Below are 23,280 nucleotides of genomic sequence, written 5' to 3' on the forward strand. Positions count from 1 at the left end.
AAGGTCTACTCCGTCGGCGCGCCTTCGCCCGCGCTGTATTCATCGCGCACCGCACCGGCGCGGACGCAGCGCAGCCCCTCGCGCTTGCCATCGGGGCCAAGCTTGAGGAGCGAAAGGCCGACCTTGTCGAACCGGCGACCCGCGAATGGGCCAGATGTCATCGTGAACTTGGTGCCGAGCAGCAGGTAAGTGCCGCGCACCCCGCCGACCACGTAGCTGGAATCGGGCACGATGCTGAAGTTGTTTTCCGGCTGCGGGAGGGGCGGCGTCGTGGCGTCCCCCGGCAGCTCGCAGGTCCAGCGGCCTAGCGCTACTGTCAACATCGTGCCGCCTGGCGCGGCCCTCGCTGGCGCGGCGGCGAGGAGGCCCAAAGCGGAAAGAACAGCAATTGTGGCGACGCGGATCATGCTTGCGGGGCTAGCATGCGACGGCGGCTTGAAGCAATCGCCGCTTGGCGCTAAGGGCCGCGCTCCCGCACCCTTCTGGCGTGCATCCCAATTCCTCCATTCACTGGGGCTCTTTCCATCATGAAGATCAGCGGCGTGGACATCCGTCCGGGCAATATCCTGGAATACGAAAAGGGCATCTGGAAAGTTGCCAAGACCCAGCATACCCAGCCCGGCAAGGGCGGCGCGTTCATGCAGGTCGAGATGAAGAACCTGATCGATGGCCGCAAGACCAACGTCCGCTTCCGCAGCGCCGACACGGTCGAGCGCGTGCGCCTTGATACGAAGGACTTCCAGTTCCTCTACAAGGAAGGCGACGACCTGATCTTTATGGACGTGGAAACCTACGACCAGATCACGCTGCCGGCCGACCTTCTCGGCGAAGCTGTTGCGTTCCTCCAGGACGGCATGACCGTTCTCCTCGAAATGTGGGAAGAGCGCCCGATTTCGGTGCAGCTGCCCGAGCAGGTCGAGGCGACCATCGTCGAAGCCGACGCCGTGGTGAAGGGGCAGACCGCTTCGTCCAGCTTCAAGCCCGCGATCCTCGACAACGGCGTGCGCGTGATGGTGCCGCCGCATATTGCGAGCGGGACGCGCATTGTCGTCGACGTCTACGAGCGTTCGTACGTCAGCAAGGTGGGCTGAGCGATCATGTCAGCAATTTCCGGCCTGATGCGGGTGATGGAGAAGGCGGCCCGCAAGGCTGGCCAGCGGCTGCGCCGTGATTTCGGCGAGGTCGAGCATCTCCAGGTGAGCCGCAAGGGGCCGGCGGACTTCGTTTCGAAGGCCGATCAGGCCGCCGAGCGCACGCTGTGGGACGAGCTGCGCGCGGCGCGGCCCGGTTGGGGCTTCGTGCTCGAGGAAGGCGGCACGATCGAGGGGGAGCCGGGCAAGCCGCGCTTCATCATCGATCCGCTCGACGGCACCAGCAACTTCCTCCACGGCATTCCGCACTTCGCGATCTCGATCGCGGTGCAGGAGCCGACGCTGGATGGCAAGGGCTGGGGCGAAGTGACCGCGGGGATCGTCTATCAGCCGATCACCGACGAGAGTTTCTGGGCCGAGAAAGCCCGCGGTGCATGGCTGCAAGACCGCCGCCTGCGCGTTTCGGCGCGGCGCTATCTTGACGAAGCCCTGATCGCGACCGGCATTCCGTTCGCCGGGCGCGGCGATATGGGCGAGTGGACGCGAATCTATCACGAGCTGGGGCCGCGCGTGGCGGGAATCCGGCGCCATGGTTCGGCAGCGCTTGACCTTGCGTGGGTCGCTGCGGGCCGGTTCGACGGGTTCTGGGAGAGTTCGCTGCAGCCGTGGGACACGGCGGCGGGCTGCCTGCTGGTGCGCGAGGCGGGCGGGTTCGTTTCGGACTACCGCGGGCGTTCGCAGCCGATTTGCGACGAGACCGTGCTGGCCGGCAACGATGCGTTGCATTCGAAGCTGCACAAGCTGGTGGTGGGGGCGATCAAGACGGCTTGATGCCCCAGGCGGGGGCGGTTAAACCCCCGCGAAGTGCCCCTGTGGTGGAATGGTAGACGCGACCGACTCAAAATCGGTTATCGAGAGATGTGCCAGTTCGAGTCTGGCCAGGGGCACCATTTTCGAGTGAACTGAGAGCAAGGCAGGACTTGCGTTCTCGCTATGTTCGCATTAGGCCTTTGCCATGGCCAAGCCCAAACGCCGATATGTCTGCCAGGCTTGCGGCGGGGTTTCGCCCCGCTGGCAGGGGCAGTGCCCCGATTGCGGGGAATGGAGCACCTTGCAGGAAGATGCGCCGGAGACGGTGTTTTCGTCCAAGCATGATTTGTCGAGCGGCGGACGGCCGGTCGCATTCGTGGCGCTAGATCAGCCGGTGAAGCTGCCAGAGCGGCGCAAGACGGGGCTGGCCGAGTTCGATCGGGCGCTGGGCGGGGGCCTTGTACCGGGCTCCGCGATCCTGATGGGCGGCGATCCGGGGATCGGCAAATCGACACTGCTGCTGCAGGCGGCGGCGCGGGTCGCGGCGGCAGGCGGCGATGCGGTTTATATCAGCGGCGAGGAAGCGGCCGATCAGGTGCGGCTGCGGGCTGACCGACTGGGCCTTGGCGGCGCGCCAATCCGGCTCGCGGCGGCGACTTCGGTGCGCGATATCCTCACCACGCTGAACTCGATGGATCCGCCCGCGCTGGTGGTGATCGATTCGATCCAGACGATGTATTCCGACCAGATCGAAGGCGCGCCGGGGACGGTGAGCCAGGTGCGCGGCTGCGCGTTCGAACTGATCCGCTATGCCAAGGCGAGCGGGGCAGCGCTGGTGCTGGTGGGGCATGTGACCAAGGACGGCACGATCGCGGGGCCGCGCGTGCTGGAGCACATGGTCGACGTGGTGATGAGCTTCGAGGGCGAACGCAGCCACCAATACCGCATCCTGCGCGCGCTCAAGAATCGCTTCGGCGCGGTGGACGAGATCGGTGTGTTCGCGATGCAGGGGGCGGGGCTCGAGGAAGTGGGCAACCCGTCGCTGCTGTTCCTTTCGGGGCGGGAGAGCCCGGTGCCGGGGAGCGCCGTGTTTCCGGCGCTGGAAGGGACTCGGCCCGTGTTGGTCGAGATTCAGGCGCTGACGGTGCGGCTGCAAAGCGGCGCAACCCCGCGCCGTGCGGTTGTGGGCTGGGACAGTGGCCGGCTTGCGATGCTGTTGGCGGTGCTGGAGGCGCGCTGCGGGCTTAATTTCTCGAGCGCGGAAGTCTACCTCAACGTGGCTGGAGGATACCGGCTGACCGATCCGGCGGCGGATCTGGCAGTGGCGGCGGCGCTGATTTCGGCGCTTTCGGACAGGCCACTTTCCGGTGCGTCGGCGTGGTTCGGGGAGATTTCGCTCGCCGGCGAAGTGCGGCCAGTGGCGCATTCCTCGATCCGGCTGCGCGAGGCAGCGAAGCTGGGGTTCGACAAGGCGCATGGTCCGGCGGGCACGCAGGAGAAGGTGCCGGGGATCGCCTATGCCCCGATAACACTTCTGCCGAACCTGGTTGACCGCGTGATGGGCGGCTCGTAGATTTCGCATACGATGACCGGCTTCGATTATGTAGTTTTCCTGATCGTTGCGGTCTGCGCGATCGGCGGGTTCTTTCGCGGCTTTGTCGAGGAAGTCCTGTCCCTGCTCGCGTGGTGCGTGGGGCTCTTCGCCATTCGCTATGGCCACGAACCGTTGACGCACCTGCTTGCGCCGCACCTCAAGAACGAGACTGGCGCGGGCGTGCTCGCTTTTGCAATCCTGACCATCGTGCCCTTCTTTGCCGCGAAGATGATCGCCTCCTCGGTGGGCAGCGCGAGCCGCAGTTCTGTGCTGGGGCCGATTGACCGGGTGCTCGGCTTCGGGTTCGGGGCGATCAAGGGCTTTGTGATCATGGTCCTGGGCTTTTCGCTGCTCATCTTCGGTTATGACATCGTGTGGGGTCCGGACGGGCGGCCGACATGGATTACCGCCGCGCGGACCTATCCGTTCCTCAATGCCGCGAGCGAGGAACTGATGACGATCATCGACGATCGCCGCACGGAAGCCGCCGAGGCGGCGAAGAAGGCGGAAGCCGACAAGGACAGCGAGCTTGAGAAGGCGACGCGGGACGCGGCAAGGAAAGCGGCGCGGCGGGAATTGCAGCGGCGCATCAGCAAGGCGGCAAACGGCGAATGAACGCGCCCGGAAAGGCGCCGGCGCGCACGCTCTACACGCCGGAAATCCTTGGTGCGGCGACTGCGCTCGCCGGATTCGCGTGGGATGAGAGCCTGCCGCTGAGGGGCGAGGCGCGCTCGCGGCGATGCGGGAGCACGCTGGCGCTCGGGCTGGCGGTGGATGCCGAAGGGCGGATCAGCGCGCTGGGTCTGCGTCCGCACGCCTGTGCCATAGGTCAGGCAGCGGCCTTTGCCTTTGCGAGCGCCGCAAAGGGTCGCAGCCGGGAGCAGATTGCCGAGGCGCGCCGCGCGCTGGCGGATTGGCTGGCCGGGACTGGCGATAGGCCGGACTGGCCGGGAATCGCTTTGGTCGAGCCTGCGCTGGGGTATCCCGCGCGGCACGGCGCGATCATGCTCGCCTGGGATGCGGCGTTGGCGGCGCTGGAGTGAGGTGGGTCGCCGTTCCCCGCGCTTGCCGTTCTGGATTGCTTCGCCGAAGTGATCCTCGCAATCACGAAACGGAACGGCGGGATTTCTTTGTATTGGTGTACTTTCCCAGCGGCCCTGGCTTCGCTACAGCCCGCGTTTCAGGGTGAAGTGCCGGACGGTCTCAAGGTTGCCGGCAAGGGGATGGGAAACACTTGGGCATGCATGAGGTGAATGGCGCACCCGAACCGACTGCCGCGGAAATCCGCCTGGTGGTTGCGGCCTCGTCGGTCGGCACTGTGTTCGAGTGGTACGACTTCTTCATCTACGGCACGCTGGGTGCAATCCTCTCCAAGGCCTTCTTCCCCACCGGCAACGCCACGTTGGAAATGCTGCTGTTCTGGCTCGTCTTCGCGGTGGGCTTCGGGTTTCGTCCGCTGGGCGCGGTTCTGTTCGGATATCTGGGCGACAAGTTGGGCCGCAAGTACACGTTCCTCGTCACCGTCACCTTGATGGGCATTGCCACGGCGGGGGTCGGGCTGATCCCGCCCGCGTCCTCGATCGGCTACGCAGCACCGGCGCTGGTCATTCTGCTTCGTATTCTGCAAGGGCTGGCGCTCGGCGGCGAATATGGCGGCGCGGCGGTCTATGTCGCGGAGCATTCGAGCCCGGCGCGGCGTGGGTTCTTTACCAGCTTCATTCAGTCGAGCGTGGTGGGCGGCTTCGTGCTCAGCCTTGCGGTGGTGCTGGTGTGCAAAGGCGTGATGAGCAAGGAAATCTGGGAGGCTTGGGGCTGGCGCGTGCCGTTCCTGCTGAGCCTTGCGCTGCTGGCAGTTTCGCTGTGGATGCGGCTGAAGCTTTCGGAAAGCCCGGTGTTCAAGGCGATGAAGGACAGCGGCGAGATCGCCGGCAATCCGTTCATCGAGAGCATGACCTATCCCGGCAACGCCAAGCGCCTGTTCGTGGCGCTGTTCGGCGTGGCGGCGGGGCTGACGGTGATTTTCTACACCGCGATGTTTACGGGCCTGTCGTTCCTCAAGGGGCCGATGCGGGTCGACGATATGACCGCCGAACTGATCGTTGGCCTAGCCTGCGTGATCGGCATGCCGTTCAGCGTATTGTTCGGCTACATTTCGGACAAGGTGGGGCGCAAGCTGCCGATCGTGCTGGGTTACCTCGCGATGCTGGCGCTGGTGTTTCCGGTGTTCTGGATGATCGGCGCGGCAGCCAATCCCGGCCTTGCCGACATGGCGCGGCGCCAGCCGGTGGCGGTGAGCGGCCCCGATTGCGGCTACAATCCCTTCGCGGCCGAGCAGGCGACCAATTGCGGCAAGCTGCTGGCAGACCTGTCCGCCTCGGGCGTGCGCTACACGCTGAGCGAAACGGGCGCGCTGGCCATGACTATCGGCGCGAAGCCCGCTGCGCTCGAAGACTATCCCTGGGCCGAGAAGAGCGCCGCGCGCGGCAAGGTGCTGCAGGCCATGCTGGGCCAAGCGGGCTATGACTTTGCCAAGGTGAAGCCGGACTTTGGCCGCAGCGCGGTCATCGTGCTGGGCCTTGTCGTGCTGATGGCGCTGACCGGGGCGACCTATGGCCCGGCGGCTTCGGTGCTGGCGGAGATGTTCCCCGCGCGCATCCGCTACAGCTCGATGTCGATCCCCTACCACATCGGCACGGGCTATCTCGGCGGGTTCCTGCCGCTGATCTCGGCGCTGATCGTGGCCAAGACCGGCGATCCCTATGCTGGGCTATGGTACACCTGGGTCGTGGTGCTGGTGGCGTTCGTGGTCGGGATCTGGGGCCTGAAGGGCGGTCCGCCGAAGGACTTTGCCCACGATGATGCCTGAGGACGTGCCGTCGCTCCCTGCTGCGCTGCGGCTGCGGCTCGACAATGCGGCGCTGGCGGCGAACTGGACGGCGCTCGATACAATGTCCGGCGCGGCCCGGGCCGGGGCGGCGATCAAGGCGGATTGCTATGGACTGGGCGTGGCGGCCGCCGTGCCTGTTTTGGCGGCAGCAGGTTGCCGCGATTGGTTTGTTGCGCATTGGCAGGAAGCAGCGGCAGCCGCCCGGCTTGTCCCGGCGGGGCAGATCTCGGTGCTGCATGGACCGATGAATGACGCGGAAGCGGCCTATGCGCGGGCGCTCGGTGCAAGGCCGGTGCTCAATTCGCTGGCGCAGGTGCGGCGCTGGCTGGCAACAGGGGGCGGCCCGTGCGACCTGATGGTCGATACCGGCATGAACCGGCTCGGCCTGGCGCTCGGCGAGATCGGCGATGCGGCGGTGAGTGCGCTGGAGATCGACACCTGCATGAGCCATCTGGCAAGTGCGGACGAGGATTGCGCGCAGAATGCGGCGCAACTCGGGCGTTTTCGCGAGGTCACGAGTGCGGTGCGGGCTGAACGCTACAGCTTGTGCAATAGCGCCGGGATTGCGCTGGGCGGTGACTATCATTTCGACCTTACCCGGCCCGGCCTTGCGCTCTATGGCGGGGTGCCGCGCGGCGACTTTGCCGGGCAGATCGCGCAAGTGGCCTGGCCCGAGGCAGCGGTGATCCAGGTGCGCACACTCGCAGCGGGCGACTCGGTTGGGTACAACGCGACCTTTGTTGCACCAGCCCCGATGCGTGTGGGTGTAATTTCTGTGGGTTACGCGGATGGCTACCTGCGGTGCTGGTCTGGCCAAGGGTACGTGCTCTGGGAAGGCAGGCGGCTGCCGGTGCTCGGGCGCGTCTCGATGGACATGACGATCGTGGACCTCTCAACCGCAGAAAACTGCGGGGAAGGCGACTGGCTGGCGCTGGAATACGCGCTGCCGCAGGCTGCGGCGACGAGCGGACTTTCGCAATATGAACTGCTGACGTTGATGGGGCGGAGATTTGCCCGCAGCGATTGATTTGTCGTTATCTCGCCAAGATTTATTGCGCTGCACATACCGCATCTGCTAAAAGCAGATGCATAATCCCAACAGGGCGCAGATAAAAATGGCAAACGCAGGCAAGGACGGCGATACCGTCATCATCAAGAAGTACGCCAACCGGCGGCTCTACAACACGCGCACTTCGAGCTACATCACGCTTGACCACCTTGCCCAGATGGTCAAAGAAAACATCGAATTCAAAGTTTTGGATGCCAAGACGGGTGCCGATCTGACGCACACCATCCTCACCCAGATCATCATGGAAGAAGAAGCCAGCGGCGAACAGATGCTGCCGACGAGCTTCCTGCGCCAACTGATTGCCATGTATGGAAACTCCATGCAGGCCCTTCTTCCGGGCTATCTTGAAGCCTCGATGGAGCATTTCCGCGAGAACCAGGTCAAGCTGCGGAAGGCGATCGAGGAGAGCATCGGTGCCAATCCGCTGGCGCAAATCGCGCAGCGCAACATGGAACTGTTCAAGGCCGCAACTGCGGCATTCGTGCCCGGCGCGGTCCAGGCTGCCGATGCAGAGAAAGCCGCAGCGGCACCGGTTGACGATGAACTGGCCGTGCTGCGCAAGCAGATGGCCGACATGCAGAAGAAGCTGGACCAGCTCGCGGGCTGAAGAGGGCCGGGCATCCTCGTGATACGAGGATTGCCCGAATCCCGTTTGCGCCCTAACCGGCCAGCATGAGCCAGAACGCAACGATCAAGCACGCCCTGCCCGTCCTGCGGCAGGATGATTTCGCCCAGTGGTATCAGGCGGTGATCGCCGAAGCCGAACTCGCCGAGGAATCCGGCGTGCGCGGCTGCATGGTGATCAAGCCTTGGGGCTACGGCATCTGGGAACGCATCCAGAAGTTGATGGACGAACGCATCAAGGAAGCGGGCGTCGAGAACTGCTACTTCCCGCTGTTCATCCCGCTTTCCTATTTCGCGCGTGAGGCCGAGCACGTCGAAGGCTTTGCCAAGGAAATGGCGGTCGTCACCCACCACCGCCTGATCGGGGATGGCAAGGGCGGACTGGTACCCGATCCCGAGGCGAAGCTCGAAGAGCCGCTGATCGTGCGCCCGACTTCCGAAACAGTGATCGGTGCTGCCATGGCGCGCTGGATTCAGTCGTGGCGCGATCTGCCGATGCTGACCAACCAGTGGGCCAACGTCGTGCGCTGGGAAATGCGCACGCGCATGTTCCTGCGCACGAGCGAGTTCCTCTGGCAGGAAGGCCATACCGCGCACGCTGACGAGGTGGACGCGATGGCCGAGACGCTGCGCGCGCTGGAAATGTACCGCAGCTTTGCCGAGGACGTGCTGGCGATGCCGGTGGTCGCGGGTCCGAAGCCCGAGAACGAGCGCTTCCCCGGCGCGGTCGAGACGTTCTCGATCGAGGCGATGATGCAGGATGGCAAGGCGCTCCAGGCGGGCACTTCGCACTACCTCGGCACCACGTTCTCGCAAGCGGCGGGCATCCGCTATCAGGACAAGGAAGGCCAGCAGGCGCTGTGCCACACCACGAGCTGGGGCGTTTCGACGCGCATGATCGGCGGCGTGATCATGACGCACGGCGACGATGATGGCCTGCGCACGCCGCCGCGCATCGCGCCGCAGCAGATCGTGATTCTGCCGATGCTGCGCGACAACGACGGCGATGCGGCGCTGCTGGAATACTGCGCCGGTCTGCGCGCCAAATTGGCGGCGCTGACGGCGTTTGACGAGAAGGTGCGCGTGCTGCTCGACAAACGGCCGGGCAAGGCGACCGCCAAGCGCTGGGGCTGGGTGAAAAAGGGTGTGCCCTTGATCCTCGAGATCGGCGGGCGCGATGCGGAAGGCGGGCAGGTTTCCATGCTGCGCCGCGACCGGCTGTGGCGCGAGGATGGCAAGGCCAATTTCGTCGGCATGGCGCAGGATGATTTCGTCTCCTCGGCGGTGGACGAACTGGAGGCGATCCAGAGCGCGCTTTTCCTTGAGGCGCGGGATCGGCGCGATGCGCAGATCGAGCGCGGAATCAGCGATCTTGCAGGGCTCGCGGCGTTCTTTTCCGAGGACAAGGACTTTCCGGGCTGGGTGGAACTGTGCTGGTCGCGGCCGACAGGTGCCGCGCTGGACAAGGTGGTGGAGCAGCTCAAGGCCCTGAAACTCACGATCCGCAACACGCCGATGGATGCGGCGCCGGCGGAGGGGCTGTGCCCGTTTACCGGCGAGCCTGCGGTGGAGCGCATTCTGGTGGCGCGCGCGTACTGAACTTTGGGGCGGGGTCGGGGCTTGGTGTCTCGACTTCACTCGACACGAACGGAGGTTGGGGTATGGGTTGGAGCATGAAAAAGCTCCTCCCGTTCCTTCTCGCCACCCTGCCAGCCGCTGCTTTCGCGGCACCGGATGACGGCGTCTCCCAAGCCCGGCTCGAAGCCGATATCGCGCGGCTTGTCGCATTCGGCACGCGGCATACGCTTTCCTCGCAGGATGATCCGAAGCGCGGGATCGGCGCGGCGCGCAAGTGGGCGGAAGCCGAGTTTCGCAAGACAGGTGCGGCCTGCGGCGGGTGCCTCGAGATCGTGCTGCCCGAAACCGTGGTGCAGGGCGACCGTGTGCCCTCGCCGACTCGCCTTGTCGATGTCGTGGCGATCCAGCGCGGGACAGAGCGGCCCAATGAGGTCGTGATCGTGCAGGGGCACATCGACAGCCGCAACTCCGATCCGCTCGATGCCACAGGCACTGCGCCGGGCGCGAACGACGATGGTTCGGGCACCGCGCTGGTGCTGGAAGCGGCGCGGGTGCTTTCGAAGCAGAAGTATGCCGGAACGATCGTTTATGCCGTGCTCTCGGGCGAGGAGCAGGGGCTCTATGGCGGCAAGTTGCTGGCGGACTACGCGAAGCAGCAGGGCTGGACCGTCAAGGCCGTGCTGAACAACGATATCGTCGGCAATTCGCGCGGGTCTGATGGCCTGGTCGATGACGCCCATGTGCGCGTGTTTTCCGAAGGGCCGCGCGATGATGCGAGCGAGAAGGCGCGCGATGCGCAGCGTTCCATCGGCGGTGAGAACGACAGCCCCTCGCGCAATCTCTCGCGTTGGCTGGCGGGGCTCGGCGATAGCGGGCTGGCGGTGCGGCAGGTCTGGCGTGCGGACCGGATGGGGCGTGGCGGGGATCACCTGCCGTTTCAGGCCCTCGGCTATCCGGCGGTGCGGTTTACCGTGGCGGTCGAGAACTACGAGCGGCAGCACCAGAACGTGCGGACCGAGGCGGGGCGGCCGTTCGGCGATCTGCCCGAGGCGATGGACTTTCCCTATCTCGCCAAGGTGACGAAGCTTAACGTGCGCGCGCTGGCGGCGTTGGCGGGAGCCCCGATGCCGCCGGTGGCCAAGGTCATGGCGGCCGTGCAGACCTTTACCGAGGTGGCCTGGACGTCGGTGCCGGGTGCAGCGCGCTACCGCGTATGGCAGCGCAGGACAGATGCGCCGGGCTGGGAACTGAAGCCTTTGGCCGAGACGCCGGAGACGCATCTCCGGCTTGAGGGCGTGCGCGGGGATGACTGGTTCTTCGGCGTGAGCGCGGTGAGCGCGGACGGGGCGGAAAGCCCGGTGGCCTCTGCGGTGCCGGGCGGGGCCTATCTGCCGGAAGCCGCTGCCAAGCCCTGACCTTGCTATTGAGCCGCGCAGCGCTCACAGGTTTGTGATGGCAATTCGCAAGCAGACACCCACCGGGCCCGACGGCCTGCCCTCGCGCCAGCAAGTGCTGGATTTCATCGCCGCGAGCGAGGAACCGGCAGGCAAGCGGGAAATCGCCAAGGGCTTCGGGCTGAAGGGCACCGAGAAGATCGCGTTGAAAGCGCTGCTCAAGGACATGGCTGAGGAAGGCCTGATCGACGGCAACCGCAGCGCGTTCCACCGCATGGGCGGGGTGCCCAAGGTTACGGTGCTGCGCGTGCTGGAGATTGAAGACGGCCAGCCGCTGGCGATCCCGGATACCTGGCAGCCCGATGACGGCGCGCCGCCGCCGCGCGTGCGGATCATCGAGCCGCGCGGCAAGGGAAAGAGCGCGCAGGCCGCGCTCAAAGTGGGCGACCGGGTGCTGGCGCGGACCGAAGAAGCGGGCCGGGGCCTCATTGCGCATGTGATGAAGAAGCTGCCGACGCGGACCGAGCAGGTGCTGGGCGTTGTCGAGTTCGACGGGGCCGGCAAGCCGTGGCTCGCGCCTGTGGACAAGCGTGTGCGCAACGCTGTGGCTATCGCGGACTTGGGCGGGGCAGCAGAGGGCCAACTCGTGTTGGGCGAGCCCGTCAGCAAAAGCCCGCGCGCTGGGCTGAAGGTGACCGAGGTGCTGGGCGATCCGCTGGCGCCGCGCGCGTTCAGCCTGATCGCAATCCACAAGCACGGCATACCTTTCGTATTCCCGCAGGAGGCGCAGGACGAAGCGGCGCTAGCGGCGGGCATGGCGCTCTCCGAAGATCAGCGCGAGGACCTGCGCGCGCTGCCGATCGTGGCCATCGACCCGACCGACGCGCGCGATCATGACGATGCGATCTGGGCCGAACCCGATGGAGAAGGCGGCTTCCGCGCGGTCGTCGCGATTGCGGATGTGAGCTTTTATGTGCGGCCTGGCGGCGCGGTGGACCGCGAGGCGAGGAAGCGGGGCAATTCGGTCTATTTCCCCGACCGCGTCGTGCCGATGCTACCGCATGTGCTGAGCTCGGACGTTTGCTCGCTCAAGGTCGGCGCGGACCGGGCGGCGATGGCTTGCCACCTGACCATTGACGCTGAAGGCCGGGTGACGGGCTGGCGCTTCACCCGGGCGCTGGTGCGGATTGCCGAGGTGATTGCTTACGAGGAAGCGCAGCGGCGGATCGATGCGCGGGAGGCTGCGCCGCATCTGCAGAACCTGTGGGCGGCGTGGAGGCTGCTGGAAAAGGCCCGCACCAACCGCGATCCGCTGGAACTCGAACTGCCCGAACGGCGCGTGATGCTCGACGAGAAGGGCAAGATTGCCGAGATTGCCTTGCGCGAGCGGCTCGATGCGCACCGGGTGGTCGAGGACTTCATGATCGCGGCGAACGTGGCGGCGGCCAAGGCGCTGGAGGCCAAGGTTGCCCCGGTTGTCTACCGCATCCACGAGCCGCCGAGCCGCGAGAAGCTGGTGGCGCTGAAGGACTATCTCGCGACCTTGGGGCGAAAGCTCGCGCTGGGGCAGGTGATCACGCCGGGGCTGTTCAACCGCATGCTCAAGGACGTGACCGACGAAGCGGAAAAGGCGCTCGTGATGGAAGCTGTGCTGCGCAGCCAGACCCAGGCCTATTACGGGCCGCGCAATGCGGGGCACTTCGGATTGGCGCTGGGCAGCTATGCGCACTTCACCTCGCCGATCCGGCGCTATTCGGACCTTCTGGTCCACCGCGCGCTGGTGGACAGCTGGCACTTGGAGCAGCCGCGGCCCGAAGCGCGCGAGATTCCGGCCACCTCCGGGCTATCGGACCAGGACCGCAGCGATCTGGCACGGATCAGCGATGTGATCAGCAAGGCCGAGCGGCGCGCGATGGAAGCCGAGCGCGAGACGATCGACCGCTATGTCGCGGCGTGGCTTTCGGGCCGGGTGGGCGAGGTTTTCGATACGCGGATCACCGGCGTGCAGAAATTCGGCCTGTTTGCGACGATCATCGGGCTCGGCGGGGATGGGCTGGTGCCGGTCTCGACGCTGGGATCCGAGCGGTTCGCCCATGACGAGAAGCGGCAGGTGCTGGTGGGCGAGGAGACCGGCGAAACCTTTGCCATGGGGATGATCCTCAAGCTGCGACTTGCCGAGGCCAACCCCCTGACAGGCGCGCTGAAGTTCGAGCCGGTGGAACTGCCCGATGGCGCGGGGCGGATCGAGCCACGCGGGGGGCGACCGCATGACCGTGGACCGAAAAAGACCGGCGGTTTCATGCTGGGGCCGCGCGGGCGGCCGCGCAATATCCGCCATCAGGGGCGGCGCAAGTAGCTTTCTCCAGATCCGCTCACCCTGAGCTTGTCGAAGGGTGCTGGAGCGACCGTGGTGCAATGTGCTTCGACAAGCTCAGCACGAGCGGTCTGGGGGAGGGGACCTCTAACGGCGCCCGTCAGCTGAACGAATCGATGCCGCGTTCGTCGATGCCGCCGGGCACGATCATCAGCACGCAAGGCAGCTGCCCGAGGTGCGAGGTGAAATGGGTGACGAGGGGGCCGGGATTGCCATCGGCCGCTGCGCCCAGCACCAGCGCGGAGACTTCGGGATGCTCGCCGAGGTATTCGCGTACAACCTGCGGGCCGCTGCCGGTGCGCACGGCAACGGCGGGCTGGAGGCCTGATTCGCTGGCGAGACTGCCAGCAGCGGCGCGGGCGAGATCTTCGGCACGCTCGCGCGCTTCAGCCTCGATCGTCGCCTGAATGCTGCCGAACACGACGAATTCCTGCCGGGGCACGAGCGCGAGGATGTGGACGGTGCCGCCGGTGCGCACGGCGCGGCGCGCAGCAAAACGCAGTGCGCGAGCGGCTTCCTCGGTATCGTCCATGATGACGAGATAGACGCGGCTGGCCGCGCGCGCTTGTGCGCCCGGCGTGCCCTCAGCCTCGCTTGCCATGCCAACCATGCCTGCCCCCTTGCGAAATGGTCATTGTCCACGCCGATCGCATTGCCGGTCGTACTGCGGCGCTCTGCGTATTGGCCTAATTCGTATGCAGGGCAAGCACCAAGAGACTTGACCGGCCTTGCCCGGGTGGCGAAATGGCGCGCCATGTGCCAAGAGGCGCGCGCAAGGTGGGGGAGGCCAGATGGCTCCTCCCGGCGCAGGGCCTCGCAAACCAGGCCCCGGTAACCATAAGGGAAAAGAGCTGCCCATGCCGATCCAGATCAAGATGCCCGCGCTGTCACCCACGATGGAGGAAGGCACGCTGGCCAAGTGGCTGGTGAAGGTTGGCGACAAGGTTTCCTCGGGCGATATCATGGCCGAGATCGAGACCGACAAGGCGACCATGGAATTCGAGGCAGTCGACGAGGGCACCGTGGTGGCCATCGACGTGGCCGAAGGGACCGAGGGCGTGAAGGTCGGCACCGTGATCGCGACGATCGCGGGCGAGGATGAGGGCGATGCGGCTCCGGCAGCAGCCCCGGCACCTGTGGCAGCGGCTGCACCGGTGCCTGCTCCTGCGCCGGCTCCGGTTGCGGCGACGCCGGCTCCTGCTCCTGCTCCTGCTCTGGTGGCAACTGTTGGTGATCGCATCGTGGCGAGCCCGCTGGCCAAGCGCATCGCAGGCGAGAAGGGCATTGACCTCAACACGGTGACCGGTAGCGGCCCGCACGGACGGATCATCAAGGCCGATCTGGATGCGGCTCCGGCAGCGGCAGCGCCCGCAGCCGTGGCTGCGCCGGTTGCGGCAACTCCGGCACCTGTTGCCGCGCCTGCGCCATTCAGCACCGATATCCCGCACGAGGCAGTCAAGCTCTCCTCGATGCGCAAGACCATTGCGCGCCGGCTGACTGAAGCGAAGGCGACGGTGCCGCATTACTACCTCACGGTCGATATCAGCCTCGACAAGCTGCTCAAGCTGCGTGCGGAGCTGAATTCAGCGCTGGCGGGGCAGGGCGTGAAGCTTTCGGTCAACGACCTCCTCATCAAGGCGCTGGGCAAGGCGCTGATCCTTGCGCCTGATGCCAACGTCAGCTTCGCGGGCGATAACCTGATCCGCTATTCGCGCGCCGATATTGCCGTCGCGGTCTCGATTCCCGGCGGGCTGATCACGCCGATCGTGACGGGGGCTGACGTCAAGTCGATCTCGGCGATCCAGAAGGATATGGCCGACCTTGCCGCGCGGGCCAAGGCAGGCAAGCTGGCCCCGCACGAGTATCAGGGCGGCACGGCCAGCCTTTCCAACCTCGGCATGTTCGGCATCAAGCAGTTCGAGGCGGTGATCAATCCGCCGCAGGGCATGATCATGGCGATCGGGGCGGGCGAGAAGCGGCCCTATGTGATCGATGATGCGCTGGGGATCGCCACCGTCATGTCCGCCACCGGCAGCTTCGACCACCGCGCCATCGACGGAGCGGAAGGCGCGCAGCTGATGCAGGCGTTCAAGACGCTGATCGAAGCGCCGCTGGCCCTCGTGGCCTGAGAGCTTGCCTGATCATATTGAGAGCGGCGCGCCTGCACGAGCGGGCTAAAGCAGTTGCCGACCTGAAGGAGCATAAACGTGGCTGACCAATACGATCTTCTCGTCCTCGGCTCGGGCCCCGGTGGCTATGTCGCGGCGATCCGCGCGGCGCAGCTGGGCCTCAAGGTCGGCATCGTGGAGCGCGAGCTGCTCGGCGGAATCTGCCTCAACTGGGGCTGCATTCCCACCAAGGCGCTGCTGCGTTCGGCTGAAGTGTTCAACCAGATGAAGCATGCCGCTTCTTATGGCCTGGCGGCGGACAACATCCGCGCGGATATCGATGCGGTGGTGAAGCGTTCGCGCGGGGTGGCCAAGCAGCTGAACCAGGGCGTCACGCACCTGATGCGCAAGAACAAGATCACCGTGCACATGGGTACGGGCGTGCTCAAGGGCGCGGGTCAGGTCGAAGTGACGGGCGAGAAGGGCACGGAAGTGCTCTCCGCCAAGCACGTGATCGTGGCGACCGGTGCGCGCGCGCGCGATCTGCCGTTTGCCAAGGCCGACGGGGACCGCATCTGGACTTACCGCCACGCCATGGTGCCGCCTGCCATGCCGACCAAGCTGCTGGTGATCGGCTCGGGCGCGATCGGGATCGAATTCGCGAGCTTCTACAATGACATGGGCGCGGATGTTACGGTCGTCGAGATGATGGACCGGATCGTGCCAGTGGAAGATGCCGATGTTTCTGCGTTCCTCGAGAAATCGCTGACCAAGCAGGGGATCAAGATCCTGACCGGCGCAGGCGTGGAAAGCATTGCCACGAGCGCGGCAGGCGTGAAGGCGAAGATCAAGGGCAAGGAAGGCGCGGCAGCCGAACACGACTTCAGTCATGTTATCGTCGCAGTCGGCATCGTGCCCAACACCGAGAACATTGGCCTCGAAGCGCTGGGCGTTGCCGCCGAGCGCGGGATCATCGCCATCGACGGCTTTGGCCGCACCAATGTGCCGGGCGTGTGGGCTATCGGCGACGTGACGCCGGGGCCGTGGCTGGCGCACAAGGCGAGCCATGAGGGCGTGATTGCGGCGGAAGCCATCGCGCAGGCGCTGGGCAATACCGAAGTCCACCCGCACCCGATGGACCGGCTGAACATTCCGGGCTGCACTTACTGCCACCCGCAGGTGGCGAGCGTGGGCCTCACCGAGGCCAAGGCCAAGGAAGCGGGCTACGAGCTCAAGGTCGGCACGTTCCCGTTCATCGGCAACGGCAAGGCGATTGCGCTCGGCGAGGCCGAGGGCTTCATCAAGACCGTGTTCGATGCGGCAACCGGCGAACTGCTCGGCGCGCACATGATCGGCGCGGAAGTGACCGAGCTGATCCAGGGCTATGTCGTGGGCAAGACGCTCGAGACCACCGAGGCCGAGTTGATGCACACCGTCTTCGCGCACCCGACGCTTTCGGAGATGATGCACGAGAGCGTGCTCGCGGCGTACGGGCGCGCGATCCATATCTGATCCAGTGGCCGCCGTGCCCACGCATGACGTGATCGTGCTGGGCGCGGGTGCAGCGGGGCTGTTCTGTGCGGGCCTTGCAGGCCAGCGCGGGAAGCGTGTGGCGCTTCTCGATCATGCTGATGCGCCGGGCAAGAAGATCCTGATTTCGGGGGGAGGGCGGTGCAACTTCACCAACCTCCATACCGCGCCGGACCGCTATTTGTCGGAAAACCCGCATTTCGCGCGCTCGGCGCTCAGCCGCTATACGCCGGCGGACTTTATCGCGCTGATCGAGCGATATGGCATTGCGTGGCATGAGAAGACGCTGGGGCAGCTGTTCTGCGATGGCTCGGCCAAGCAGATCGTGGCGATGCTGGTGGAGGAATGCCGCGCGGGCGGGGTGGACTTGCGCTGCGGCGAGCCGGTGGGCGCGGTGGAACATGGTGATGGGCTGTTCCGCGTGGAATTTGGCGCGCAGACCCTGTCCGCGCCAGCGCTGGTGATCGCGACCGGTGGGCCCTCGATCCCCAAGATGGGCGCGAGCGGGTTTGCCTATGATCTGGCCCGGCGCTTTGGCCTGAAAGTGGTGCAGCCGCGCCCGGCGCTGGTGCCGCTGACGCTTTCCGGCGAGGACGTGCTGTTTCGCGAGCTTTCCGGGGTTTCAGCCGACGTGATCGCACGCGCAGGCAAGGCGGCATTTCGCGAGGCGGCCCTGTTCACGCATCGGGGGCTTTCGGGGCCTGCGATCCTGCAGGTTTCTTCGTACTGGCGGCCAGGCGAAAGCGTGGCGATCGATTTCCTGCCCGATCAGGCGCCGGACTGGCTGCTGGCCGCCAAGCGCGAGCGGCCGCGTGCGGCGATGGCGCGGGTGCTGGGCGCGGCGCTGCCCGAGCGGTTGGCGGGGCGGCTCGCCGAAAGCGTGGGCGTGGCGGGCGAGCTTGGCCAGACGCAGGACAAGGTGCTGCGCGCGGCAGAAGCGCGGCTGCGGCAATGGATATTCACGCCAAGCGGCAGCGAAGGCTTTGCCAAGGCGGAAGTGACGGCGGGCGGGATCAGCACGGCGGGGCTTTCCTCACGCACGATGGGCGCGAATGCCGTGCCGGGGCTCTATGCCATCGGCGAAGCGGTGGACGTGACTGGCTGGCTCGGCGGTTATAACTTCCAGTGGGCCTGGGCGAGCGCGCACGCCGCTGCGGCAGCGCTGGCGGAGGTTTCATGAAAGTTACCCGGCACTTGCGGGATTAAGCTTACGGTGGAACTATTCGGCAAGGTCCGGTGCGCGATGATGCATGCTCGGCCATTCAGGACCTCCAGCCGAGGGAGAGCGTCATGACGCAGTACACATCCAACGGCAGCGTAGGCTCCTTTGCCCTCTCCGGCGACGCATTCATCGATTCGCTCTTTTCACCTGACGCTGCGTTTCGCACGAAGTGGGCCGGGCAGGCGGGCGGCTCGACGCAGATCAGCTACAGCTTCGTGTTCCTGAACGGTTTCGCCTCGAAATTCGTGACCGGCTATGGCCCGGAACCGACCGCGACCCAGCATTTCGGCGTGACTGGCGCGCAGATTCCGGGGATCGACCTTGCCTTTCAGCGCTGGGCCGATGTCGCCAACGTGAAGTTCACGAAGATCACAGAAGACGCTGCGGGTAATGTCGGCGACATCCGCGTGGGTTACTCCTCTGCCGTAAGCCCGGACTATTGGGGCTATTGCCAGTGGATCTCCAACGGGGCCGGGCCGGCGCATGGCGACATCTGGATCGAGCCGGGGGTCAAGACGGGGACGTTCCAGCCTTACACCTACGATTTCCTCGCGATGATGCACGAAATCGGCCACGCGCTGGGGCTGGATCATCCGTTCGAGGGCAATATCATTCCGGCGGGCTATGACGACGCGCGCTACACGATCATGTCGTACACCCAGCCTGCAGGTAACTTCTACTTCAAGCCCGGATCGACCCAGGCGCAGTATCTCGTCATCTCACCGATGGTCTACGACATCGCGGCGGTGCAGAAGATCTACGGTGCGAACATGTCGTACCACACGGGCAACGACGTCTATACGTTCACGCCGAGCCAGCCGGTCTACCAGACGATCTGGGATGCGGGCGGAACCGATACGCTGGATGTGAGTGCGTTCAGCCTGGGCTGCACGGTCACGCTGGTGCCGGGGACTTATTCGCAACTGACGTATTCCGACACCCTGCTCGATGCCAATATCGGCATTGCCTTTGGCTGCACGATCGAGAACGCGCGCGGCGGGGCGGGCGCAGACACCATCACCGGCAACGACGCGGCCAATGTGCTTTCCGGCAATGGCGGGGCAGACACACTGTTCGGCGGGGCGGGCAACGATACGCTGGACGGCGGGTCCGGCGACGATACCGAGGCGGGCGGCGACGGCAATGACACCTTCAACGCCGGGGCCGATGGCGGCAAGGACAGCTTTGACGGCGGTAGCGGGCAGGACACGGTCAACTATGGCAAGGCGCAGGCGGCGGTCACGGTCGATCTGACGGCAGGAACTGCGGCGGGTACGGCTGCCGGAGACGTGGCGAAGGTTGGATCGGACACACTCGTTTCAGTCGAGGCGGTGATCGGCAGCGCGTTCAACGACACCTTGCTCGGGAGCGGCGGGAATGACGTGTTCGTGGGCGGTGCCGGGAACGACGTGATCGATGGCCGCGGCGGGATCGATACGGTGCTCTATACTTCTGCAACCGGGCCGGTGACCGTGAACCTTGCGCTGACGGGTGCGCAGAACACTGGAGCCGCCGGATGGGATACGCTGACGGCTGTGGAGAATCTGTCCGGATCGGCCTTCAACGATACCCTGACCGGCAACAGCGGCAACAACGTGCTGAACAGCTACGCCGGTGCCGACACCATGGCGGGCGGCCTTGGCAACGATATCTACGCTGTCGACAATGCCGGAGATGTCGTGATCGAGGCCATCGATGCCGGGCGCGACCTGATTGTTTCCTGGATCAGCCTGACGCTTGGCGCGAATGTTGAAAACCTGACGCTTTCCGGCTCGGCGGCGATCGACGGCACGGGCAACGAACTGGCGAATCTGATCAACGGCAATTCTGCGAACAACGTGCTTTCGGGCGGGGGCGGAAACGATCAGCTGCAGGGCGGTGGAGGCGCGGATATCCTGATTGGCGGGGCGGCGCGCGACGTGATGATCGGCGGTGCCGGTGCGGACACGTTCCGATTTGCCGGTGGTGACTTCGGGGGTCTCGCCATCTGGACGTGTGACCTCATCAGCGATTTCAGCCGCACGGATGGCGACCGGATCGATCTTGCGGCCGTCGATGCCAACAGCGCCAACGGCCCCGGCAACGATGCCTTTGCCTACATCGGCAGCAGCGCCTTCAGCAAGGTGGCCGGCCAGCTGCGCGTGGAAGTGATATCCGGCCTCAGCATCGTGCAGGGCGATATCAACGGCGACGGGCTTGCCGACTTCTGGATCCGCTGCAACGGCGCACCGGCGCTGGCGGCAGGCGACTTCGTTCTCTGATCCGGGACGAGGCGGCTATCTGCCGCCTTCCGCCGGGGCTGCATAGACCTGCTCACCGGCGATCCAGGTCGCCAGCACGCGCGTATCGTGGATCTGGCCGACCGGCACCGTCAGCGGGTTGCGATCGAGCACGATGAGATCGGCGAGCTTGCCGGGCTCCAGCGTGCCGCCCTTGTCGAGCCTGCCCATTTCGGCCGCCCCATTGCGCGTAAAGACCGCCAGGGCCTGCTCGCGCGTGATGCGCTGGCCCTCGTTGATCGGATCGCCGGTCGCACCGGGAACCTGCCACGTCACCAGCGTTTCGAAGGCGAGCCACGGATTGACCGAGGGGACCACCGGCCAATCCGAACCGGTGACGACATTGGCACCGCTCTCCAGCACGTCGCGCATCGGCCAGAGCCGCTTCATCCGCTCGGCGCCGACTGCCTTGGCGATGTCGACCGAGGTGATCGGGGTGGGCCACCAGATGTAGGGCGAGAGCTCCCAGGTGAAATGCAGTTCGTGGCCACGCGGGACATCGGCGGTATCGATGAAGGTGTTGTGGCCGATCTCGTGGTGCGGACCCGCATCGCCATTGGCCATCCGCGCGGCGGCAATAGCCTCGACCGCCTCGCGCACTGCGCCGTCGCCGGCCGCGTGGAATTTGACCTGAATGCCCTGCCGGTCAAACGCGGCGACGGCGGGAAAGAGCGTGTTCTCCGGGATCAGCTTGAGGCCGCGCCCTTCGCCGGGGCCCTGATCATCGTGCGGTCCGCCGCGATGCGCATAGGGCGAAAGCATGACGGCGGTGCGGCCTTCGAGCGGGACGCCGTCGAGGAACATCTTGACGCAATCGAGCTGGAGCCGGCCCGCGCTCCAGGCCTGGCGCTGGGGGATCAGGCCCTCGCTATCGCCCGAATTGGGGCCCCAGACGATGCAGCCGCGCGCGTACTGCTTGAGACCGCCGGACCTCGCATAGGCGGAGAGCCCCTCGATCATCTCGCGCCGCACGGCGGCATCGGTGAAGCCGACGATGCCGTAGGACAGCATCTCGTCGGTCGCGACCTTGATCGCCTGCACCTGCTGCTCGGTGGTGGCCTTGGGCATGAACCGTTCGATATCGCGCGCGGTGACTTCGCGCAGGACGCCAGTGGGCTCGCCCCTGGCATCGCGGTCGATCACCCCGCCGGGCGTGTCCTTGGTGGTGCGGGAGATGCCCGCAATGCGCAGGACCTCGGAATTGACCCACACGCTGTGCAGGCTCTCATCGTTGAGCATGACCGGATTGTTCGGTGCGGCGGCATCGAGCAGGCGCTTGTTCTGCTCGCCTGGCTTGAACGCGGCGCCGACCCAGCTGCCGCCGGTGATCCATTCACCGGGCTTTGCCTTGGCGGCGCAAGCCTTGACCGCAAGGGCGATGGCCTTGGCATCGGCACCTTGCGCGAAACGGCAGGAAAGCTTGTCGCGCCCGGCGAAGTAGGTGTGGACGTGCATGTCGTAGAGGCCGGGCATCACGGTGCGGCCAGCCAGATCGACGGTGCGGGCGGAAGGCCCGGCCATCGCGGCGATTTCGGCATCGGTGCCGGACGCGACGATGGTGCCGCCGGAAACGGCGAGGGCCTGCGCGGCGCCGGAGGGGGTGATCACGGTGCCGTGCAGGAAGACCAGATCGATTGGCGCGGGCTGCGCCAAGGCGGGGCCGCAGCCAAGGAGCGCCCCGGCCAGGAGGACTGCACGGAGCTTCGGAGCTTCAAATCGGATCATGCTTCACGAACTTTCACCATGGGGAGACGGGAGCGAATAGGCCTGCACGGGGCGCGGTGCGGCTTGGCCGATGCGGCCAAACTGGCGCAGCCCCCTTGCCCGTGCCCCGCACCATGCGGGATGGTCCGATCCGGAGGCGAACGCGGGGTCTTTGCGCATGGGACACGGGCGGGCATGCTGAAGCCAACGATCTCGGTCCTCGTGTTGCGCCACGTGGTCAATTGCCTCGACCTCGTCGGCTGCGATCCCGAACCGATGCTGGCGCGCATCGCCCTGCGGCGTGACGACCTCGACAACGCGCGCGCCGTCATGCCGCTTGAGGCGTTCCTCGGCTTTCTGGAATGCGCGGCGCGCGAGGCGGGCAATCCCTATCTCGGGCTGCAGGCGGGGCGATTGGGTGCGCTCAACAGTCTGGGCGCGCTTGGCTTTCTGTTCCTCAGCGCGCCGTCGCTGCGTGCAGCCTTCACCGGCTTTGCGGCCTATCTCGCGACGATCCAGGACGCGGTGCGCAACCGCTTCAGCGCGGATGAGGGCCTTGCCACGTTCGAGTACCTCATCACCGACCAGACGCTGCAATCGCGGCGGCAGGATGCGGAATTCTCGATCGCGCTGATGCACAACATGTGCCGCAACTATGTCGGCGGCGAGTTCGAATTGGTCGAAGTGCGCTTCGAGCATTCCTGCGTGGGCGACGAGCGGGTCTACCGGGAATTCTTCCGCTGCCCGGTGTTTTTCGATCAGGAGACCAATGCCTTTTGCTTCGAGGCGCGCTTTCTTGCGTGCACGAGCCCGGTAATCGATCCGGAGCTCTTCCCGATCGTGGAGGAGCATCTGCGCCGCCGCGCGGCGGAAAGTGCCCGGCGCGGCACGTCGTTCGGCGCGCTGGTGCAAGCGCTGGAGGCCAGTCCGCTCGACTGCGCGCCGCAGCTCGAGGAAGTGGCCGAGACCATGGGCGTTTCGGCGGCGACGCTGAGCCGGCGGCTGCGCGCGTAGGG

General features: G+C 65.9%; 19 protein-coding genes and 1 tRNA gene. 17 read left to right on the forward strand and 3 right to left on the reverse strand.

Going from position 1 to position 23,280, the window contains the following annotated elements; genetic code table 11:
* Positions 1-5 precede the first annotated feature (5 nt).
* Positions 6-407, reverse strand: a complete 402-nt coding sequence (locus tag ACO06X_RS01360) for a hypothetical protein (protein WP_421838231.1) — start codon at positions 405-407, stop codon at positions 6-8.
* Between the two features lie 120 nt (positions 408-527).
* Between ACO06X_RS01360 and efp the strand changes: the two genes are divergently transcribed.
* The 12 genes from efp to ACO06X_RS01420 all read left to right on the forward strand — a co-directional run bounded on the left by efp (position 528) and on the right by ACO06X_RS01420 (position 13,403).
* The gene (efp, locus tag ACO06X_RS01365) at positions 528-1,091 is read left to right on the forward strand and encodes an elongation factor P (protein ID WP_298174793.1); all 564 of its coding nucleotides are present in this window, start codon (positions 528-530) and stop codon (positions 1,089-1,091) included.
* 6 nt (positions 1,092-1,097) lie between these two features.
* Positions 1,098-1,922: an inositol monophosphatase family protein gene (locus tag ACO06X_RS01370; RefSeq protein ID WP_421838232.1), complete on the forward strand. Its 825-nt coding sequence runs from the start codon at positions 1,098-1,100 to the stop codon at positions 1,920-1,922.
* Between the two features lie 35 nt (positions 1,923-1,957).
* A tRNA-Leu gene (locus ACO06X_RS01375) sits at positions 1,958-2,041 on the forward strand.
* Positions 2,042-2,106: 65 nt separating this feature from the next.
* On the forward strand, positions 2,107-3,474 hold the full coding sequence (gene radA / locus ACO06X_RS01380; protein ID WP_421838233.1) for a DNA repair protein RadA: 1,368 nt from the start codon (positions 2,107-2,109) through the stop codon (positions 3,472-3,474).
* 12 nt (positions 3,475-3,486) lie between these two features.
* Positions 3,487-4,110 (forward strand): CvpA family protein, encoded by a 624-nt coding sequence (locus tag ACO06X_RS01385; RefSeq protein WP_421838234.1) that lies wholly within the window; start codon positions 3,487-3,489, stop codon positions 4,108-4,110.
* Positions 4,107-4,538 (forward strand): iron-sulfur cluster assembly scaffold protein, encoded by a 432-nt coding sequence (locus ACO06X_RS01390; protein WP_421838235.1) that lies wholly within the window; start codon positions 4,107-4,109, stop codon positions 4,536-4,538. The genes ACO06X_RS01385 and ACO06X_RS01390 overlap by 4 nt, the downstream gene beginning before the upstream one ends.
* A 197-nt stretch (positions 4,539-4,735) precedes the next feature.
* On the forward strand, positions 4,736-6,361 hold the full coding sequence (locus tag ACO06X_RS01395; RefSeq protein WP_421838236.1) for an MFS transporter: 1,626 nt from the start codon (positions 4,736-4,738) through the stop codon (positions 6,359-6,361).
* Positions 6,351-7,409, forward strand: a complete 1,059-nt coding sequence (alr, locus tag ACO06X_RS01400; RefSeq protein ID WP_421838237.1) for an alanine racemase — start codon at positions 6,351-6,353, stop codon at positions 7,407-7,409. The genes ACO06X_RS01395 and alr overlap by 11 nt, the downstream gene beginning before the upstream one ends.
* Before the next feature lie 88 nt (positions 7,410-7,497).
* On the forward strand, positions 7,498-8,058 hold the full coding sequence (phaR, locus tag ACO06X_RS01405; protein ID WP_421838238.1) for a polyhydroxyalkanoate synthesis repressor PhaR: 561 nt from the start codon (positions 7,498-7,500) through the stop codon (positions 8,056-8,058).
* 65 nt (positions 8,059-8,123) lie between these two features.
* Entirely contained in the window at positions 8,124-9,674 is a 1,551-nt protein-coding gene (locus ACO06X_RS01410) for an aminoacyl--tRNA ligase-related protein (protein ID WP_421838239.1), read from the forward strand.
* A 74-nt stretch (positions 9,675-9,748) separates the two neighbouring features.
* Entirely contained in the window at positions 9,749-11,068 is a 1,320-nt protein-coding gene (locus tag ACO06X_RS01415) for a M28 family peptidase (protein ID WP_421838240.1), read from the forward strand.
* 37 nt (positions 11,069-11,105) lie between these two features.
* Entirely contained in the window at positions 11,106-13,403 is a 2,298-nt protein-coding gene (locus tag ACO06X_RS01420) for a ribonuclease R family protein (RefSeq protein ID WP_421838241.1), read from the forward strand.
* Between the two features lie 118 nt (positions 13,404-13,521).
* Here the strand turns inward: ACO06X_RS01420 and ACO06X_RS01425 are convergent, their stop codons facing one another.
* Positions 13,522-14,022: a universal stress protein gene (locus ACO06X_RS01425; RefSeq protein WP_421839829.1), complete on the reverse strand. Its 501-nt coding sequence runs from the start codon at positions 14,020-14,022 to the stop codon at positions 13,522-13,524.
* Positions 14,023-14,278: 256 nt separating this feature from the next.
* On the opposite strand from ACO06X_RS01425, the gene ACO06X_RS01430 reads away from it, so the two are divergent.
* The 4 genes from ACO06X_RS01430 to ACO06X_RS01445 all read left to right on the forward strand — a co-directional run bounded on the left by ACO06X_RS01430 (position 14,279) and on the right by ACO06X_RS01445 (position 20,542).
* Positions 14,279-15,550: a pyruvate dehydrogenase complex dihydrolipoamide acetyltransferase gene (locus tag ACO06X_RS01430; RefSeq protein WP_421838242.1), complete on the forward strand. Its 1,272-nt coding sequence runs from the start codon at positions 14,279-14,281 to the stop codon at positions 15,548-15,550.
* A 78-nt stretch (positions 15,551-15,628) separates the two neighbouring features.
* Positions 15,629-17,041, forward strand: a complete 1,413-nt coding sequence (lpdA, locus tag ACO06X_RS01435) for a dihydrolipoyl dehydrogenase (RefSeq protein ID WP_421838243.1) — start codon at positions 15,629-15,631, stop codon at positions 17,039-17,041.
* A gap of 4 nt (positions 17,042-17,045) precedes the next feature.
* Positions 17,046-18,239 carry an NAD(P)/FAD-dependent oxidoreductase gene (locus ACO06X_RS01440; protein WP_421838244.1) on the forward strand — a complete coding sequence of 398 codons (1,194 nt, stop codon included), beginning with the start codon at positions 17,046-17,048 and terminating at the stop codon, positions 18,237-18,239.
* A gap of 110 nt (positions 18,240-18,349) precedes the next feature.
* Positions 18,350-20,542, forward strand: a complete 2,193-nt coding sequence (locus ACO06X_RS01445; protein WP_421838245.1) for a M10 family metallopeptidase C-terminal domain-containing protein — start codon at positions 18,350-18,352, stop codon at positions 20,540-20,542.
* A 15-nt stretch (positions 20,543-20,557) separates the two neighbouring features.
* On the opposite strand, the gene ACO06X_RS01450 is transcribed toward ACO06X_RS01445, so the two are convergent.
* On the reverse strand, positions 20,558-22,285 hold the full coding sequence (locus tag ACO06X_RS01450) for an amidohydrolase (protein WP_421838246.1): 1,728 nt from the start codon (positions 22,283-22,285) through the stop codon (positions 20,558-20,560).
* A gap of 120 nt (positions 22,286-22,405) precedes the next feature.
* Here ACO06X_RS01450 and ACO06X_RS01455 point away from each other — a divergent pair, with 120 nt between their 5' ends.
* The gene (locus ACO06X_RS01455; RefSeq protein ID WP_421838247.1) at positions 22,406-23,278 is read left to right on the forward strand and encodes an AraC family transcriptional regulator ligand-binding domain-containing protein; all 873 of its coding nucleotides are present in this window, start codon (positions 22,406-22,408) and stop codon (positions 23,276-23,278) included.
* Positions 23,279-23,280 lie beyond the last annotated feature (2 nt).

Origin of the sequence: Novosphingobium sp. (assembly GCF_965229225.1) — a bacterium.
In the GTDB taxonomy this organism is placed as follows: Bacteria; Pseudomonadota; Alphaproteobacteria; order Sphingomonadales; family Sphingomonadaceae; genus Novosphingobium.

Excerpts from the sequence above, each read along its gene's own strand:
- ACO06X_RS01360 (WP_421838231.1), bottom strand. The coding sequence starts at position 407 with ATGATCCGCGTCGCCACAATTGCTGTTCTTTCCGCTTTGGGCCTCCTC.
- efp (WP_298174793.1), top strand. The coding sequence starts at position 528 with ATGAAGATCAGCGGCGTGGACATCCGTCCGGGCAATATCCTGGAATAC.
- ACO06X_RS01370 (WP_421838232.1), top strand. The coding sequence starts at position 1,098 with ATGTCAGCAATTTCCGGCCTGATGCGGGTGATGGAGAAGGCGGCCCGC.
- radA (WP_421838233.1), top strand. The coding sequence starts at position 2,107 with ATGGCCAAGCCCAAACGCCGATATGTCTGCCAGGCTTGCGGCGGGGTT.
- ACO06X_RS01385 (WP_421838234.1), top strand. The coding sequence starts at position 3,487 with ATGACCGGCTTCGATTATGTAGTTTTCCTGATCGTTGCGGTCTGCGCG.
- ACO06X_RS01390 (WP_421838235.1), top strand. The coding sequence starts at position 4,107 with ATGAACGCGCCCGGAAAGGCGCCGGCGCGCACGCTCTACACGCCGGAA.
- ACO06X_RS01395 (WP_421838236.1), top strand. The coding sequence starts at position 4,736 with ATGCATGAGGTGAATGGCGCACCCGAACCGACTGCCGCGGAAATCCGC.
- alr (WP_421838237.1), top strand. The coding sequence starts at position 6,351 with ATGATGCCTGAGGACGTGCCGTCGCTCCCTGCTGCGCTGCGGCTGCGG.
- phaR (WP_421838238.1), top strand. The coding sequence starts at position 7,498 with ATGGCAAACGCAGGCAAGGACGGCGATACCGTCATCATCAAGAAGTAC.
- ACO06X_RS01410 (WP_421838239.1), top strand. The coding sequence starts at position 8,124 with ATGAGCCAGAACGCAACGATCAAGCACGCCCTGCCCGTCCTGCGGCAG.
- ACO06X_RS01415 (WP_421838240.1), top strand. The coding sequence starts at position 9,749 with ATGAAAAAGCTCCTCCCGTTCCTTCTCGCCACCCTGCCAGCCGCTGCT.
- ACO06X_RS01420 (WP_421838241.1), top strand. The coding sequence starts at position 11,106 with ATGGCAATTCGCAAGCAGACACCCACCGGGCCCGACGGCCTGCCCTCG.
- ACO06X_RS01425 (WP_421839829.1), bottom strand. The coding sequence starts at position 14,022 with ATGGCAAGCGAGGCTGAGGGCACGCCGGGCGCACAAGCGCGCGCGGCC.
- ACO06X_RS01430 (WP_421838242.1), top strand. The coding sequence starts at position 14,279 with ATGCCGATCCAGATCAAGATGCCCGCGCTGTCACCCACGATGGAGGAA.
- ACO06X_RS01445 (WP_421838245.1), top strand. The coding sequence starts at position 18,350 with ATGACGCAGTACACATCCAACGGCAGCGTAGGCTCCTTTGCCCTCTCC.
- ACO06X_RS01450 (WP_421838246.1), bottom strand. The coding sequence starts at position 22,285 with ATGATCCGATTTGAAGCTCCGAAGCTCCGTGCAGTCCTCCTGGCCGGG.
- ACO06X_RS01455 (WP_421838247.1), top strand. The coding sequence starts at position 22,406 with ATGGTCCGATCCGGAGGCGAACGCGGGGTCTTTGCGCATGGGACACGG.